We start from the raw sequence: 14999 nt of genomic DNA on the forward strand, positions 1-14999 counted from the left end.
CGTTGGTGTTTGCCTTGAACTTTTGGTTCTTTTGGTTCAAGCCAAAAGAACATAAAAGAAAAAGACATCTGCGGTGGTCAATAAAGGTCCCTACCCGTGTCTGCGAGCCAGAATCCTTTTATAATATTATGGGGAGAAAATAAACCACACAGGATCACTCCGCTGGAGCATTTTGCATCCCTTAATCTCAATCAAATATTCCTTAAGTTAACGACTATGGTGAAGACACGCAACGGGGCTTTCTAGTTTTTACGGACACTGACTAAGGCTGCAGGTAGGCTTAAGTTGCAGATGTCAGGACAACCGTTGAACTTTATTTATTTGTGTGACGAAAGACCGTTCCTGATTTACGCCGAGTCCATGCTACACAACAAAGCAACGCTATGAGACATCGGCTTGAAAACCTTAGTAAGGGATACTCGGGAAGGAAATACACCTCAAAGTACTAATTAGCTAAGAACGGGCACTTCTTATTTTTAACTACTTTTATAAAATAATTTTATGATTGTGTATCAATCTTATTTATGAAACCTGTCATAATCATCCTTCTTTTTATAACAGGAAGTTTTTTCTCCTGTCAGTCGCAATCAAATAATAATAATAACACCGATACACAACCGGCCGGAAAAAATCTGGGTGGCATGGCTGCGGCCGCTAATGAATTTTTAAAAACACTTTCGGCAAAGCAGAAAAATGAAATACAGTTTGACTTTGATGAAAAGGAACGGTACAACTGGCATTATGTTCCGAAGAGCAGGAAAGGTGTTCCGTTAAAAGATCTGGCCGAAGTACAACGAAAGGCGGCAATAGACTTATTGCGCACTGCACTCAGTGACACAGGTTTTGCAAAAACAACTGCCGTCATACAATTAGAAGGCATTCTAAGAGAAGCAGAAGGCCGTCCGTCAGATGATGATTATCGTAATCCCGGCAAATATTATTTTTCCATTTTTGGTAACCCGGCAAACGATCCCATCTGGGGATGGAGACTGGAAGGCCATCATGTTTCATTTAATTTTTCTGTAGAAAACAATTCGCTTGTTTCCGGCACACCCGGATTCCTGGGAACTAATCCTGCCATTGTATTATCAGGCCCGGAAAAAGGAAAACATATTCTGAAAAATGAAACGGAGCTTGGCTTTACTTTATTACATTCCCTTGATGCGGGCCAACAAAAAAAAGCAATCATTGATAAAGAAGCTCCGTCCGAAATTATTACAGAAGCGAGCCGGAAAGCAATGATTGAACAGCCAGAAGGGATTTTATATAGCGAACTAAGCAGTACCCAACAAAAAATATTTATACAATTACTGAGTGTTTATATTCATCGTTATACCCGCTTATTTGCTATGAATATGATGAAAGAAATAGAAACTGCGGGATTGAATAACCTGCGGTTTGCCTGGGCCGGTGCACCGCAACCCGGCATTGGTAATCCCCATTACTACCGCATACATGGCCCCACTATTATTATTGAGTATGACAATACTCAAAACAACGCTAACCATATTCACACGGTGACCAGGGACCTGCAAAATGATTTTGGCGGCGATGAGTTATTGGAACATTATAAGAAAGGCCGTCATTAGTTATTGTAAGTTGTTGTTCTCCACTTAGGAACTATCATCATGCTTGTCATTATAAATGTAAAAGTTTACTAAGCGCCTGGGTTGTTCCGTTCACATAACCCACACATGCCAAACCCCGGCGAAACCACTTACTTATTTGAAGATTGACGAAGACCCCCGCAAGAACTTAAAAACGAGCAACAGGTGGATTAAATATTTTTAATAGCATGCAATTCTAAAAATCTACTTTTGTTCCGGCTCCCGGATTTCTTCTCTCCAACCTGATCCGGTATAAGATGAAAACTTTTCTGTTTGATCCTCTTTATGTGTGAATTGATTTTTTTAAACCGTCCGGTCCCGGATTATTTTGGAGCGGGCACAAATCTTAAATTATGTTAATCATCGCACATCACACCAACATCAACGATCCGCAAGCTTTCTGGGCAAAAGCACAAGAAGTAATTCCCGCTGCTCCTGCCGGTACCAAAATTCACGCAGTATATCCAGCACAGGATGGCAAAACCGGCACCTGTGTTTGGGAAGCAGACACCGTGAAGGAAGTGCAACAATTTCTTGATAAGGAAGCTGGAGACATGGCCACCAATTTTTGTTATGAAGTAAATGAAGCAGTGGCAATCGGCGCACCAGCAACAAAAAAAACAGCCGCACTTAGCTGACCTTTTGTATGTTTTGAAATGTAAGAGGCTGTCTCAAAAATAAAAGAGGCAGCCCTTTTTTTATTTTCAGTTTTGAGGGTGGGTTTATGCACAAAGTGGCTGTATAAAATATGTACTCTGAGCTCTGCGAGGCTTGCAGCCTCACAGCAGTACCCTATAGCGTTTAGCAATGCTTCCGGTATATTTTTATTTGCTGCGGACAGAAACCAAGGCGAAGGAAACACAGTTAGGTCAAAACATTGGTTTAAACAAATATTTCAAGCTTGTTAAAGTGATGCTTTTTTGTGCGTCACTTTTTATTTTGTTCAAGTCAATTTGTTAATCGCCATATTACCGCTTTTTGCAATGCTTTGAAATCATTCAAAACTTAATGGTTCACTCATTTGCGCTTGAAACCATCTATAATACTCTTCAAGCCTTGCAAAATCTTCAATACTAACCGTCTTTCCAGAGGAAGCATGAGCAACAATCTTCCTCGTTTCATTTATAAATTCTATCCATTCAGTTCTTTTATCTTTACCCCCTTTACCGAACCCTAGCATTTTTTCAAACAACTCCCAATTGTCTGAAACAATTTTTCTGTAATCAATGAGGTCAAAATAATATTCTTTTCCTCCACGCCTATTTTTATCATCTTCCATTCTCGCAGTAGCCTTTGACCTAATAGAGCTGGGAACTCCTTCATACCACCAAACATCACTATCGTTGCCAAATTGATCTTTTAACTCATTAATTATATATTTCTGCAACTTTACTTCAATAACATCGATTATTTCCTTTGCACTCTTATTTGTTTGTTGCTTCTGAAGATTAATCCACTCATCTAAGCCATCTGGGGAAAAATCACTTTTTAGTAATCTAATTCCTTGTTGGCATTGTCGCGTTCTGAAAGTAACACCTGCAACGCCACGCAAATCTCTAAACGCTTTTCTTTTACTTTCGTCCAAAGTAGATAAATATTTGCCCAACGCCTCTCCGTAAGGCTTTATAACTTCTACTACTTCTGCATCTGAGTATCTTAAGAACTTGTAGCCCTTTGATTCCAAGAACTCAAACACACTTCTTAAAACCGATATTAAAGATGCAAGTCCGTCGTTCATGGCCAATCCTCCACCCTCGCCCGATCCGATATTCCACCAGTCCTTATTTGATCCTGCAATTATATTGATCCACGCTTTAATAATAGCCTTTGTCCTTTTTAAAGTGACTTCGTTTTCATCCCCACCCCAAAGTGGACCATATTCGATGATGCTTCCGTGCTTTTCACGTACAATAAAAAATCCTTTCTTCTCAATTTGTCCAAATAAACTCGTTAAGGTAATACATCGAATTTCATCCCTCTGACCATCTGTACTTTGAATCCGTTGATAAAGCATGCATTCGGGATCATTATTTAAATCCTGTATGGCTTTTGAGATTATTGCGCTTATTCTAATGGATGGATCTTCTGCATCCCAATGTAATTCAGCAAAAAGCTCCTGCAACAATGAAAGTTTAACACTCTTTTGTTTTGCGTTTATATCAATAAATAATTCAGCTTGTTTGCTAGGCTTGAGTCCTTCAAAAGCAAGAACCACTAATTTACTTTTTAAAGCTTTTTCATGACCGGAATAAGCAAATAGTCTATGCTGTCCATCAATTATCCAAGCGGATTTATATGCAGGTCGTATGTCAAGCCACCCAAGAACCCCTACTTCTAAATTATCATCGACATCCGTGGTTTGCTTAATTTTTTCAAAACTCAATCTTCCCCTCTCAAAATTTAGAATGATATTGGTTGGAAAAATTCCATCGTCACTGATATACTCCTTAATTTTTTTTAGCCTTGCCTTTGCTAACATTCTTTGGTAGGTATTTATGTCTGAAGCTTTGCCTTTCGATCGATGGGAGACATAAGAAACTTTTAACAGGTACTCCGGCGATATGGAAAATGAATAACAATTATAGCCACCCATCTTAGCTTTTATTGCTGGAATTCGAATCGTGAGTCCAGGAACATCCTTACCAGGAAGCATATCTGCTAAAACTTGATACTTAGCAGCAGGGCCAAGGTGACCAACCAGGTTTTCATAATATGCCAAATCCTTCTCATCAAATAAAATAACATTTGATTTTTTTGCACGTTCCTTATCATTATCGCTCAGAATTATTTTATTAAAAAACATAACAAGAACTACTTGCTTTTTTGTCCCTTCCTCGGAGTATTTGGACTTTATCGCCTTAGTTAGGGGTTCTTTTATTTGAACGAATTTCCCCAGTTCTTCTTGGAATTGAGGCCTTCTTTTATATTCTGTTGAAGATTTACATTCTACAGCTAAAGCAATTTCCTTATCAATTGCAAGAAGATCAATTTGGGATTTAATGCCATTTGAGTCTTTCGGATTCAAAACGAGTTTTGCTCCTTTGTCTGTCGAGAGATAAGGAAATTTCATTTTATAAAAAAGACTCCAAACCCTATCTTCTAATAACTCATTGTGCGGTTTCTCTTTTCTAACTTGAATACTGGTTTTTAAATTTTTGACATATTCCCACCCTTCAGATTTAAATTTATCCAAATCTGCTTTATGAATAGCTTTGGTGATGAAATGTTTAAAACGTAATCTTGCTAAACCAGTTAGACTTTCGTATTTTTCAATATTCTCAATCATTAATAGCCTAATAATTTTTAATTATATATTCTCTTATAGTATCTCGTTTTGCTCCTTTTCCACCTATTAAACTTTTTCGATCCAAAATATTAAAGCTTCCAACACCTTTGTAGATTTCATTGATTTTAGAATGATAGGCGTTTGTCATAATGAAGTATGCTCCGACAGAGGTTAATTTTTTTAAGCATTCTGCTAACCTATATTGATCCTCTAACGAAAAGAGTTTTTGATTATAAAGGATAAAACCATTGTTTTCGTGGGCAACAGTGTATGGGGGGTCTATAAAAACAAAGTCATTTTTTTTGACGACTTGCAAGGATTGCTCAAAATCCTGATGTTTTAATATAGCATTCTTTAATTTTTGATTAGCTAATATTAAAATATCCTCTTGGACAAAATCTATAGTAAATCTGTATCCGTAGGGTACATTATAGTTGCCTTGCCTATTCACCCTATAAATACCATTGAAAGAAGTCATATTTAGATAGATAAATTGGGCGGCTTTTGCATATGTTTCCTTAAAAGTTCTGCTTCTAATTTTGTAATATTCTTCCTCTGTGTTTTTAAACCGCTTCAATTGTGAGATTACTTTTCCAACATTATCTCTGATTTCAATGTATGTGTTTATCAATTCTTCATTAAGATCCGATAAATAATTTCTTTTTTGATTTTCAGTATTAAAAAAGACAGCTCCTCCTCCTAAAAATGGTTCGTGATAATTCTGAAAATTATTGGGAAGTTGACTACTAATATGTTTAAGAAACCATTTTTTGCCTCCAGCCCATCTTAAAAAGGGGCTGGCTTTTGTAACCGGTGGTTCGTCTACTATCTTCAATTGCATATAAATTCAAAGTAATTATATTTCAAATTGCAATTCAATTACATTTACTAACACTGTCTGAATAAACTGGCTGGCAGGAGTATCCACCTATTTTGATAAAATAGATAAACCCCTTGCGTAAGGGCCTTTTAAAGCAAGATAATACGCCTCAATTTGCGACTGATTGGCTTTATCTTTAATCATGCGCTTCTACTTTAATCTCCAACACCACAAGACTAGTCTCCAAACCGAAATCCTCGCCGGTATCGCTTCCTTCCTGGCCACGGCCTATATCATCGTAGTAAACCCCACCATCCTCAGTCAAACAGGTATGCCATTTAGTGGTGTATTGACGGCTACGGTGCTGGTTTGTTTTTTTAGTTCGCTGTTGATGGGATTATATGCAAAGAACCCGATTGTAGTGGCGCCGGGCATGGGGCTGAATGCATTTTTTACTTACACAGCAGTGATTGGAATGGGGGTGCCCTGGCAAACGGCATTGGGCGCCGTGTTTTGGTCGGGTATTTTCTTTTTGCTCTTATCTGTTTTTAATATCCGCACTTATATCGTCAAAGCCATACCCAAACCATTGCGCTATGCCATAGCGGCGGGCATTGGCTTATTCATCACCCTTATCGGTTTGGTAAACGGCGGCTTTGTGATCAGGAATGAAGCGACGCTGATTGGTCACGCATCGTTGAATGCAACGCTGATCATCTTTGTTGCCGGTGTATTGCTTACCGCTATCCTGCTGGTCAAAAAAATAAAAGGCGCTATTCTCATCGGCATCATTGTAACAACACTGCTGGCCGCAGGTATTGGCCGCTGGTGGAGCGGCGAAACCGTTGTCAACTTCAAAGGCGTGGTAGCGGCGCCTGATTTTAGCCTCGTTGGTAAATTGGATTTATTAGGTTCGTTACAATGGAGTGTGTTACCTGTCATCTTTGCTTTTGTGTTCACCGACCTGTTTGACAGCTTATCTACATTAGTCGGGTTAACCGAAGCGGCCAACCTGCTGGATGAAAATGGTGATCCGCGAAATATAAAAAAAGCATTGATCACCGATGCCATGGCCACCACCATTGCCGGTGTTGTTGGCAGCAGTCCCGGCACCGCCTATATCGAATCGGCCGTAGGTATTGAAGAAGGTGGCCGTACGGGTTTGACGGCTGTTGTGGCGGCCGTGCTCTTTCTTCCTTTTCTTTTTTTGGCTCCCCTGCTGAGCATGGTACCGGCCATTGCTACCGCACCTGCATTGGTATTGGTCGGTGCGTTTATGTTGCGGCCCATCACCAAGATCAACTGGCTTACCACCGATGAAGCCATCCCTGCTTTTATTGCCATGGTGGTGATACCCTTTACATATTCCATTACCCAGGGCATCATCTGGGGTTTTCTAAGCTGGACCATTGTGAAACTGGCGGCGGGTAAACGAAAAGATGTTTCGTGGACGCTGTTGGTGATCGATGTGTTTTGTGTGCTGGCGTTGCTGATGGAATAACTAGAAAATGTATAATTGTGTACTGCTGAAGTGTTGTCAAAACCCCACGGAATATAAATGAAAATTGATTTTATCGGGATACTCGAAGTATGTTATTATTTTCATTGACGCCGGTAAAAACAAAACAATTGCATTCTTTTGGCGGTTGCCCTGAAAGTATTGGCGATAGCTCCGTCCATTTTGTCTTAACTCCAATTGCTGCTTTCGATAGCACAAATAATGTATCTCCTTTTTGTAGGCTTTGTTTCATTCCGGACAAGGATTGGTCATATATTACGTAGAGTGTCGAATCGTTGCCTTTCAGGTCATTTAACAAAGAAAAAGTCGTTTGCTGGCCATTCACATTTAAGATGGCCTTATAAAATTTATCGATCTTGTTAACTGATAGATCCCATGACATGACCATATTGTAACCAGCCAAAGATTTAATTGGCGGTTCGCTATAGTTGTAATCTCCCAGCCATGAATCAAGTTTGTTGCTTTCCGAACATCCTATTATAACAAGAATTATTAAGTAACTCCACACAAGCCGGGAACGTTTGTTTTGCATATGTAGTCAAACTTATTGTAGAAACCTCATTATGAAAGATAATCGAAGGTAAATTAAGCTATCTCATATTCCCGACGCAATGATCGGAACTTCCACCGCTTTAGTCTCTCGCCAATTTATCGACTATGTCTAAGTCATAGTCTTTCGCTGTCTTTTTAGCTATCTCATAACCCGCATCCGCATGCCGAATTACACCCATGCCCGGATCATTTCGCAATACACGCTTTAATCTTGCTTCGGCATCGTCGGTACCATCGGCTACAATGACCATTCCTGCATGGATGCTATAGCCCATCCCTACTCCACCACCATGATGTAAAGAAACCCAGGATGCGCCACCGGCCGTATTCACCAATGCATTTAAGATGGGCCAGTCAGCTACCGCATCACTGCCATCGAGCATCGATTCTGTCTCTCTGTTGGGTGAAGCAACGGAACCGGTATCCAAATGATCACGGCCAATCACAATCGGGGCTTTTACTTTCCCGCTTCGCACCAATTCATTAAAAGCAAGGCCAGCTTTTTCCCTTTCACCCTGGCCGAGCCAGCAAATACGTGCCGGCAATCCCTGGAAGGCGATCTTTTCTTTGGCCATCTTCATCCATCGGATCAGCCCCTTATTATCGGGAAACATCTTCATGATCACCTCGTCGGTCACCGCAATATCATTGGGATCGCCGCTAAGCGCCGCCCAACGAAAAGGACCTTTTCCTTCACAGAAGAGAGGCCTTATATAAGCCGGTACAAACCCGGGAAAGTCAAAAGCATTTTGTAAACCCCGCTCCTGCGCCCTTGCCCGGATATTGTTGCCATAATCAAAGGTGATAGCACCTTTGTCTTGCAATTCCAACATTAGTTGCACATGCAGCAGCATGGAATTATAAGCATAGTCGATATACTGTTTGGGATTTTCGCCCCGTAATACTTTGGCGTATTCATAACTCATCTCATGCGGCCAGTACATAAGCGGGTCATGCGCCGACGTTTGGTCTGTGAGTGTATCGGGAACAATGTTGCGCTCGGCCATCCGCTTGAGCAAATGAACGGCATTGCATTCTACACCGATGCTGATGGCCTTGCCGGTTGCCCTTGCTTTGAGTGCCTGGTCTATGGCTTCATCAATATCGGTGATCTTTACATCGAGGTATCTTGAAGCAATGCGCTTATCAATGCGCCACGCTTCCACCTCTGCAATCAATGCCACACCTTCATTCATGGTGATAGCCAGTGGTTGTGCACCTCCCATACCACCAAGCCCGGCGGTAACGTTAAGTGTGCCCCTGAGTGTACCTTTAAAATATTTTTCAGCAATAGCCGCATAGGTTTCATAAGTACCCTGCACGATGCCCTGGCTGCCGATATAGATCCAGGAGCCGGCGGTCATCTGGCCATACATCATCAGGCCTTTCTTTTCCAGTTCGTCAAAATGATCCCAGTTGGCCCAGTTGGGTACAAGTTGACTATTACTGATGAGTACCCGCGGAGCATCTTTATGTGTTTTCATAATGCCCACCGGTTTCCCGCTTTGTATCAGCAGCGTTTCATCATTCTCCAGTACTTTGAGCGCTTTGATGATATTGTCAAGGGCTTCAAAGTTGCGGGCCGCTTTACCACGACCGCCATATACAATGAGCTCATCGGGTCGCTCCGCCACTTCGGGATTGAGATTGTTGAGCAGCATTCTTAATGCAGCTTCCTGTATCCAGCCTTTACAGGTAAGATCGTTGCCCGTGGGTGTTTTGTATTTGATGGCGTCGTATGTGGTCTGAACCATGATTTATGGGATTTTTTGGATTAGGGGGCTAAGAGTTTCACGCAAAGTTATAAAAGGAGCAAAGATGCAAAGAGGGATTTTCATCTCAACGAATATGTTTGGTCGTAATTAAAGACTGCTTTGATAATTACAAAGAGGCAAAGAAATATCTTTTTGGCAAAAGACAAAATGGCTGAAGGGTAATGCGGATTTAGCGATGATTGATTAGGTAAATGAGTTGGGATGTTGGCAGACACACCAGTAATCAATGACCAGCTTAATGGTCTCTTTATATTCCTGGAAGCTGCTGCTTTTTCGAAAATAGCCCTGGATAGTTAATTCCTTATATGCAATATCAACGGTTCTGCGATCAATGAAGGTGGAGAAGAAAATAAAGGGAATACTTTTCTCCCGTAAGTATGGTTCATCATCGATCTTTCGTTTGAATTCGACACCACTTTGCTGCGGAAGGTTGACGTCGCTGAAGATCACCAAAGGTTTGTCCCGGGTTGTTTGCAGGTATTCAAATGCATCAGCAGCCCTGGTAAAGAAAATCAGCTTGTTCACGATTCCGAGATCCTTTACGGCGAGTTGCATTATTTCATGATCGTCTTCGTCATCATCAATAACTACGATCGGTCCGTCGTTGATCATGGTATGCGATTTATAAGTGCATTGCACCAGGTATTTAAACCGCTACAATAGTGCCATTAAATTTACAGCGTAATCGACGCAGGTTGTTACTCAATGTGGGGAAACATCACAACAAAAAAGCCCTCCACCGGGGTGGAGAGCCATTGAAATATTCCATAATAAAGCAGAAACTTACTTGCCTACTACCTTGTAGCGGATGTTGTCACCCGAACCGATTTCCTCATAATATACATCATCGGGAGAAACATAATACCGGTTGCCATTTACCACCACTGTTTTACAATTAGGTGGTAATTCATTGACTGTATCGCCAATATAGGGCGCATCATCTTCGTACTCTTCATCCGTATTCAACTTACCATTCTTGCCAACAACGGTGTACCATATCTCATCATTATCCCTGATTTCTTCTTTGTAATAAGTGCCGTCGAGCTCATAATATTTCTGATCGTTGATGACAACCACTTTTGCGCCGTTGGGCAGATCAGGTACAGAAGCACCCAATGGAGCATCCACTACTTCATATTCATCGGGCCTGCCGCCTGGGCGATAGTATGTGCCGCCATAATAATAGTAAGGAACATCCCTGACATAAACTCTGCGGTAACCACGTGGCAAAATATTGATGTGTATACCAATAGGTGGAGCCACTACCCTGAAATAATTGCTATAAGGACGATAATAATAACCATTGGAATAATGGAAGCTGATACCGCCATAAGGGATAACAACTCTTGGTCCGCCAATATGAACAACCCGTTGCCCGCGGTAGGGACCATAGCCATAGTGACGGTAATATCCACGGCCACGCTGTGCTTCAGCATCCTGGATAAATAATAAGGCGATGGCTGTTATGGAGAAAGAACGTAGAATTAGTGATCGCATATAATTCGGTTTTAATTACAGACTAAATGTAGAAAAGCTAGTTTAAAAAGATTCTTAAACAAAGCCGGATAAGAAAGAATTTAACAAATTGTCTGAACCGGGATTGACAGGATTACTGGGATTATGGGGATAGAGATTTTAGCAGGAAAATTGTGGAGCTGGCAATACAACAAATATTTATACATGCACCTGGTAATCCCTGAAGCTGTGGTATAGGTTTATTTATTATCCCAAAAATCCCACACATCTCATGGTTCCCAGTTCAGACGTTCAGACAAATGATTCAAAGCCTTTGTTCAGTTCTATACTTATACCGGTTGCAAATTCATTTACTTTATGCACAAAGCTGAAATCGCTGATGATATTTTTGATTTTATTAATGTCATCTGCAAAAATTCTGTCTTCTTCCGCAAAGCCGACATGCCTGCGTACATAGTCATGTGCAAACTCCAGTATCTCGCTGCTTTTATGCGGCCGGCGAAACTCGATAGCCTGTGATGCGCTTAATAACTCAATAGCTAATATAAACTCGAGATTGTCTAATACTTTACTCAATTTTCTGCCGCTGATGCTGCCCATGCTTACATGATCCTCCTGTCCCAATGATGTAGGAATACTATCCGCACTGGCGGGGAAACACAGGGTTTTATTTTCTGTGACCAATGCTGCGGTGGTATATTGCGGAATCATGAAGCCGCTGTTTAACCCCACATTTTTCATCAGCAGCATGGGAAGTCCCCATTTTCCTTCGAGTAACAAATAACAACGCCGGTCAGAGATGTTTCCAATTTCAGCCGCTGCAAAACAAGCATAATCCAATGGCAAGGCTAAAGGCTGGCCGTGAAAGTTGCCGCCGCTGATAGTGTCATTGGCAGAAAATATGATGGGATTATCCGTCACCGCATTGAGCTCCGTTTCCGTCAATTCCTTTAAATGCAGCCAGGCATTCCTTGATGCGCCATGCACCTGTGGCATACAACGCAGCGAATAGGGATCCTGCACCCGGCCACAATCAATATGACTTTGCATAATGGCAGAGTTATGTAACAACAATCGCAGCCGCTGCGCTACTAATTGATTGCCGGCAAATGGACGCAGTTGATGCAATCGTTCATCGAAAGGAGCTTTGGTTCCTGTTAAGGCTTCAAGGCTCATCGCACCAATGATGTCTGCCGCTTCCAGGCAATTATGCATACGCTGCACTGCTTTGACGGCAAAAGCTAAAATGAATTGTGTACCATTGATCAATGCCAGGCCTTCCTTTGGTCCGAGATGGATGGGTGACAAATTCATTTCCTGCAATACTGCTGCGGTGTCCTTCACTTCATCTTTATAAAAAACTTTTCCCAACCCGATCAGCGGAAGAAATAAATGTGATAAGGGCGCCAGGTCACCACTGGCTCCCACACTGCCTTTCTCCGGCACTACCGGGATAATGTTATTTTCAATATGCCAGAGAATGCGTTGCAATGTTTGAAGTTGAACGCCACTAAAGCCTTGTGCCAGTGCATGCACTTTAGTGATGAGCATGATCTTCGCAATCTCTTTAGGGATAGCCTCCCCTACTCCTACACTGTGGCTTTGTAATATTTTATATTGTAAGGTCGCTGTGTCTTCATCCGAGATCGAAGTATTGGCGAGAATGCCAAAACCTGTATTGACCCCATACACCGTTCTGTTGCTTTCTACAATTTCTTTTACCGATTGATGGCTTGCCTCGATGTTGCGGATGGCTGTTTCGTTGAGGACAGCTTTTGTTTTTTCTGAGGCTATATCTATTACTGTGGCAATCGTTAATTGATCTACGCCGTAATTAAAATCGTTAGTCATAATTTCTAGAATGATCAAAAGTAAATGATTCGGGTAAAAATGAAACAAGCAGCTTTCGTATGCAAACTTTTTCCAACCAGAAATGAAAACTCACTATTTCCTTTTCACTTTTCTACCTTTCACTTCTCACTACTCACTATTCACAATTCACTAGTTCACCCTGACAAATTCCGGCCGTTTGATGAACTCCTGGTTGTATTTAAACCGGATACTGGTGTTGACTTCAATGCGCCAGCTTTCATTGCGAAAATTTTTCCGCGGAAAGTACATGCCCCTGAATTCGGTGGTGCCGAAGATCAAACTCTCATTCCGGATTCGAACGCCACCACCAATGGATGAATATAATTTCGGATCCGAAACATTTTCTGTTTTAAGGTTCAAATAAGAAACATTGCCAAAAGCAAAGGGCGCAAAACGAAAAAGTAATAAGGACCAGGGACTATAAAAAACGGTTTCACCTTTGAATGAAAAACGGGTATTGCCGGACTCGTTATTGTTTTTAAAATCGGGTAGGCCAAATTCACTTTCCAGCCGAAGCGGCTCACTCAGCAAGCTGTTGATTTGCCGTGTAGCACTGATGCTGAAAAAAAAGCGTTGTTTCCATTTTCCTTTCATATAATGCAGCCGACTGATATAATCCAGTCCTGCCAACAGGTCAATATCTTCGAATTTATCTTTATAAAAAAATGTTCCTGCACGAAGGTTATAATTGAAATAGTGCAGGCTGGGATTGAAATAATATCTCGTAAAACTAACACCGGCAAAAGGCCTTTCACGGCCATTTTTCTTAGTGTACCCGCCCGTAAAAGAAGCTTCTATACCTTCCGGCACATCTTCGTTTCTTCCAAAGCCATAAATATACCGGGTCTTATAAAAGTTTTGATTGAAAAAGGAGAAACTTCCCAGTACCGCCTGCAGGTCTGCGTAACTATAGTAATATTCATTGGCATACTTCAGGGGTTTGACCGGGAAATCTTTGTTTACTACTCTCAGGCCAATTAACCGGCGCCACCGGTCATTGTCTTTGCGGTAGCCTGCATCCAGGTTATACCCTACCCAGGCGTCCATGAGGCGATATTTGTATTTGAAATCCGAATCATACAGCGAGTCTGTGTTATAATAATTTTTTGTTTCATGCATTTCCATTTCGGAGCCATAGGTCCACTTCATATAGCGATTGACCAATGGCCGGGCAAAACGAACGTAGGCAATTTCTTCTTCCCGTTCCCCATTGCTAAATGACTTATTAAAGTTGAGAAAGCCGACAGAACCATCGACAAAGGTTCCGTAGATATTTCGTTTGATATACTCGAAACCCTGTCCAAATTTTTCTTTTCGTTTCATGTCAAACAAGCTTTCCAATTGAAAGCGATCGCCCCAGCCAAAGAAATTATCTTCTTTTGCCCGGAGAGAAAGACTTTCTGCATTGTGTAACCGGAAGCTTCCACCTATCGACAATACGTCTTTTGAAAGAACAATGATATCAACGGAATCACGGCTACCCCTCACCGGCACTACCCTGATCTTTGCATCCTGCAGGAAGGGCAGGTCACGCAGGTGCTTTTCATTATCACCCATTACATAAGGTGATAATTTTTCATTTTCTGAAAAGAACAGGTTATTACGGATGACATAGTCCCTTGACTGGCGGTGAAGTTTGTTCGCCAGCTTTTTAATCCCCCTCAGCTCTTTTTCGGTTTTTTGGGTCGTGTCAGCAATGGGCACACCAAAAGGCAGCACCTGTATTCTTATATTCCGTATCACCCGGTCCTTGTATCGTTGAAAGGGAATATCGTTTCTCAATAATCCCGGATCAATTTCGAAAGTATCTGTTAGCAGGTTTTTTGCCAGCTGACCTATGATTCCTTTTTGCCGGCGGATAAGGCTATCGAGAGAATGCGGTTTGGTTGAATCTATTTGACCAAATGATACAATAGAAATGAATAATACAACAGCTACCGACGATGATCTTCGCAAATAATTGTTGTGGCGCATAGTAGCTGTTTCCATATAAAATACAAACGGGATGCCATTGGCTAAATTAGGTACAAGCCTGCAAACGCAATAAGGTTTATTCAGTTTGAAAAATCGATCTTTTATAGGAAGGCGTCCT

The 14999-nt window shown here is 41.4% G+C and carries 11 protein-coding genes; 3 read left to right on the plus strand and 8 right to left on the minus strand.

Features of this window, described 5'->3' with window-relative positions; genetic code table 11:
- The first annotated feature begins 524 nt into the window (after positions 1-524).
- Together P2W73_RS16980 and P2W73_RS16985 are read left to right on the plus strand one after the other, a co-directional pair.
- Positions 525-1589 (plus strand): DUF3500 domain-containing protein, encoded by a 1065-nt coding sequence (locus P2W73_RS16980; RefSeq protein WP_276503277.1) that lies wholly within the window; start codon positions 525-527, stop codon positions 1587-1589.
- A gap of 371 nt (positions 1590-1960) precedes the next feature.
- Entirely contained in the window at positions 1961-2245 is a 285-nt protein-coding gene (locus P2W73_RS16985) for a hypothetical protein (protein WP_276503278.1), read from the plus strand.
- 356 nt (positions 2246-2601) lie between these two features.
- Here the strand turns inward: P2W73_RS16985 and P2W73_RS16990 are convergent, their stop codons facing one another.
- Complete coding sequence (locus P2W73_RS16990; RefSeq protein ID WP_276503279.1) at positions 2602-4893, minus strand: DGQHR domain-containing protein; 2292 nt, start codon at positions 4891-4893, stop codon at positions 2602-2604.
- Between the two features lie 7 nt (positions 4894-4900).
- A complete protein-coding gene (locus P2W73_RS16995) occupies positions 4901-5734 on the minus strand; it encodes a DNA adenine methylase (protein ID WP_276503280.1) in 834 nt (277 codons plus the stop codon).
- A gap of 181 nt (positions 5735-5915) precedes the next feature.
- Between P2W73_RS16995 and P2W73_RS17000 the strand changes: the two genes are divergently transcribed.
- A complete protein-coding gene (locus tag P2W73_RS17000) occupies positions 5916-7214 on the plus strand; it encodes an NCS2 family permease (protein ID WP_276503281.1) in 1299 nt (432 codons plus the stop codon).
- A 70-nt stretch (positions 7215-7284) separates the two neighbouring features.
- Here P2W73_RS17000 and P2W73_RS17005 read toward each other — a convergent pair whose 3' ends face one another.
- From P2W73_RS17005 to P2W73_RS17030, 6 genes are all read right to left on the minus strand, one after another.
- On the minus strand, positions 7285-7764 hold the full coding sequence (locus P2W73_RS17005) for a DUF5991 domain-containing protein (RefSeq protein WP_276503282.1): 480 nt from the start codon (positions 7762-7764) through the stop codon (positions 7285-7287).
- 100 nt (positions 7765-7864) lie between these two features.
- Positions 7865-9538, minus strand: coding sequence for a urocanate hydratase (gene hutU / locus P2W73_RS17010; protein WP_276503283.1), 1674 nt, complete (start codon positions 9536-9538; stop codon positions 7865-7867).
- A gap of 204 nt (positions 9539-9742) precedes the next feature.
- Complete coding sequence (locus P2W73_RS17015; protein ID WP_276503284.1) at positions 9743-10171, minus strand: response regulator; 429 nt, start codon at positions 10169-10171, stop codon at positions 9743-9745.
- Positions 10172-10342: 171 nt separating this feature from the next.
- Entirely contained in the window at positions 10343-11056 is a 714-nt protein-coding gene (locus P2W73_RS17020; RefSeq protein ID WP_276503285.1) for a DUF6515 family protein, read from the minus strand.
- A 270-nt stretch (positions 11057-11326) separates the two neighbouring features.
- Positions 11327-12886: a histidine ammonia-lyase gene (hutH, locus tag P2W73_RS17025; protein ID WP_276503286.1), complete on the minus strand. Its 1560-nt coding sequence runs from the start codon at positions 12884-12886 to the stop codon at positions 11327-11329.
- A 150-nt stretch (positions 12887-13036) separates the two neighbouring features.
- Positions 13037-14881 (minus strand): BamA/TamA family outer membrane protein, encoded by a 1845-nt coding sequence (locus P2W73_RS17030; protein WP_276503287.1) that lies wholly within the window; start codon positions 14879-14881, stop codon positions 13037-13039.
- Between the last annotated feature and the right edge of the window lie 118 nt (positions 14882-14999).

The organism is Terrimonas pollutisoli (genome assembly GCF_029360765.1).
GTDB lineage: Bacteria > Bacteroidota > Bacteroidia > Chitinophagales > Chitinophagaceae > Terrimonas_B > Terrimonas_B pollutisoli.

Excerpts from the sequence above, each read along its gene's own strand:
- P2W73_RS16980 (WP_276503277.1), top strand. The coding sequence starts at position 525 with ATGAAACCTGTCATAATCATCCTTCTTTTTATAACAGGAAGTTTTTTC.
- P2W73_RS16985 (WP_276503278.1), top strand. The coding sequence starts at position 1,961 with ATGTTAATCATCGCACATCACACCAACATCAACGATCCGCAAGCTTTC.
- P2W73_RS16990 (WP_276503279.1), bottom strand. The coding sequence starts at position 4,893 with ATGATTGAGAATATTGAAAAATACGAAAGTCTAACTGGTTTAGCAAGA.
- P2W73_RS16995 (WP_276503280.1), bottom strand. The coding sequence starts at position 5,734 with ATGCAATTGAAGATAGTAGACGAACCACCGGTTACAAAAGCCAGCCCC.
- P2W73_RS17000 (WP_276503281.1), top strand. The coding sequence starts at position 5,916 with ATGCGCTTCTACTTTAATCTCCAACACCACAAGACTAGTCTCCAAACC.
- P2W73_RS17005 (WP_276503282.1), bottom strand. The coding sequence starts at position 7,764 with ATGCAAAACAAACGTTCCCGGCTTGTGTGGAGTTACTTAATAATTCTT.
- hutU (WP_276503283.1), bottom strand. The coding sequence starts at position 9,538 with ATGGTTCAGACCACATACGACGCCATCAAATACAAAACACCCACGGGC.
- P2W73_RS17015 (WP_276503284.1), bottom strand. The coding sequence starts at position 10,171 with ATGATCAACGACGGACCGATCGTAGTTATTGATGATGACGAAGACGAT.
- P2W73_RS17020 (WP_276503285.1), bottom strand. The coding sequence starts at position 11,056 with ATGCGATCACTAATTCTACGTTCTTTCTCCATAACAGCCATCGCCTTA.
- hutH (WP_276503286.1), bottom strand. The coding sequence starts at position 12,886 with ATGACTAACGATTTTAATTACGGCGTAGATCAATTAACGATTGCCACA.
- P2W73_RS17030 (WP_276503287.1), bottom strand. The coding sequence starts at position 14,881 with ATGCGCCACAACAATTATTTGCGAAGATCATCGTCGGTAGCTGTTGTA.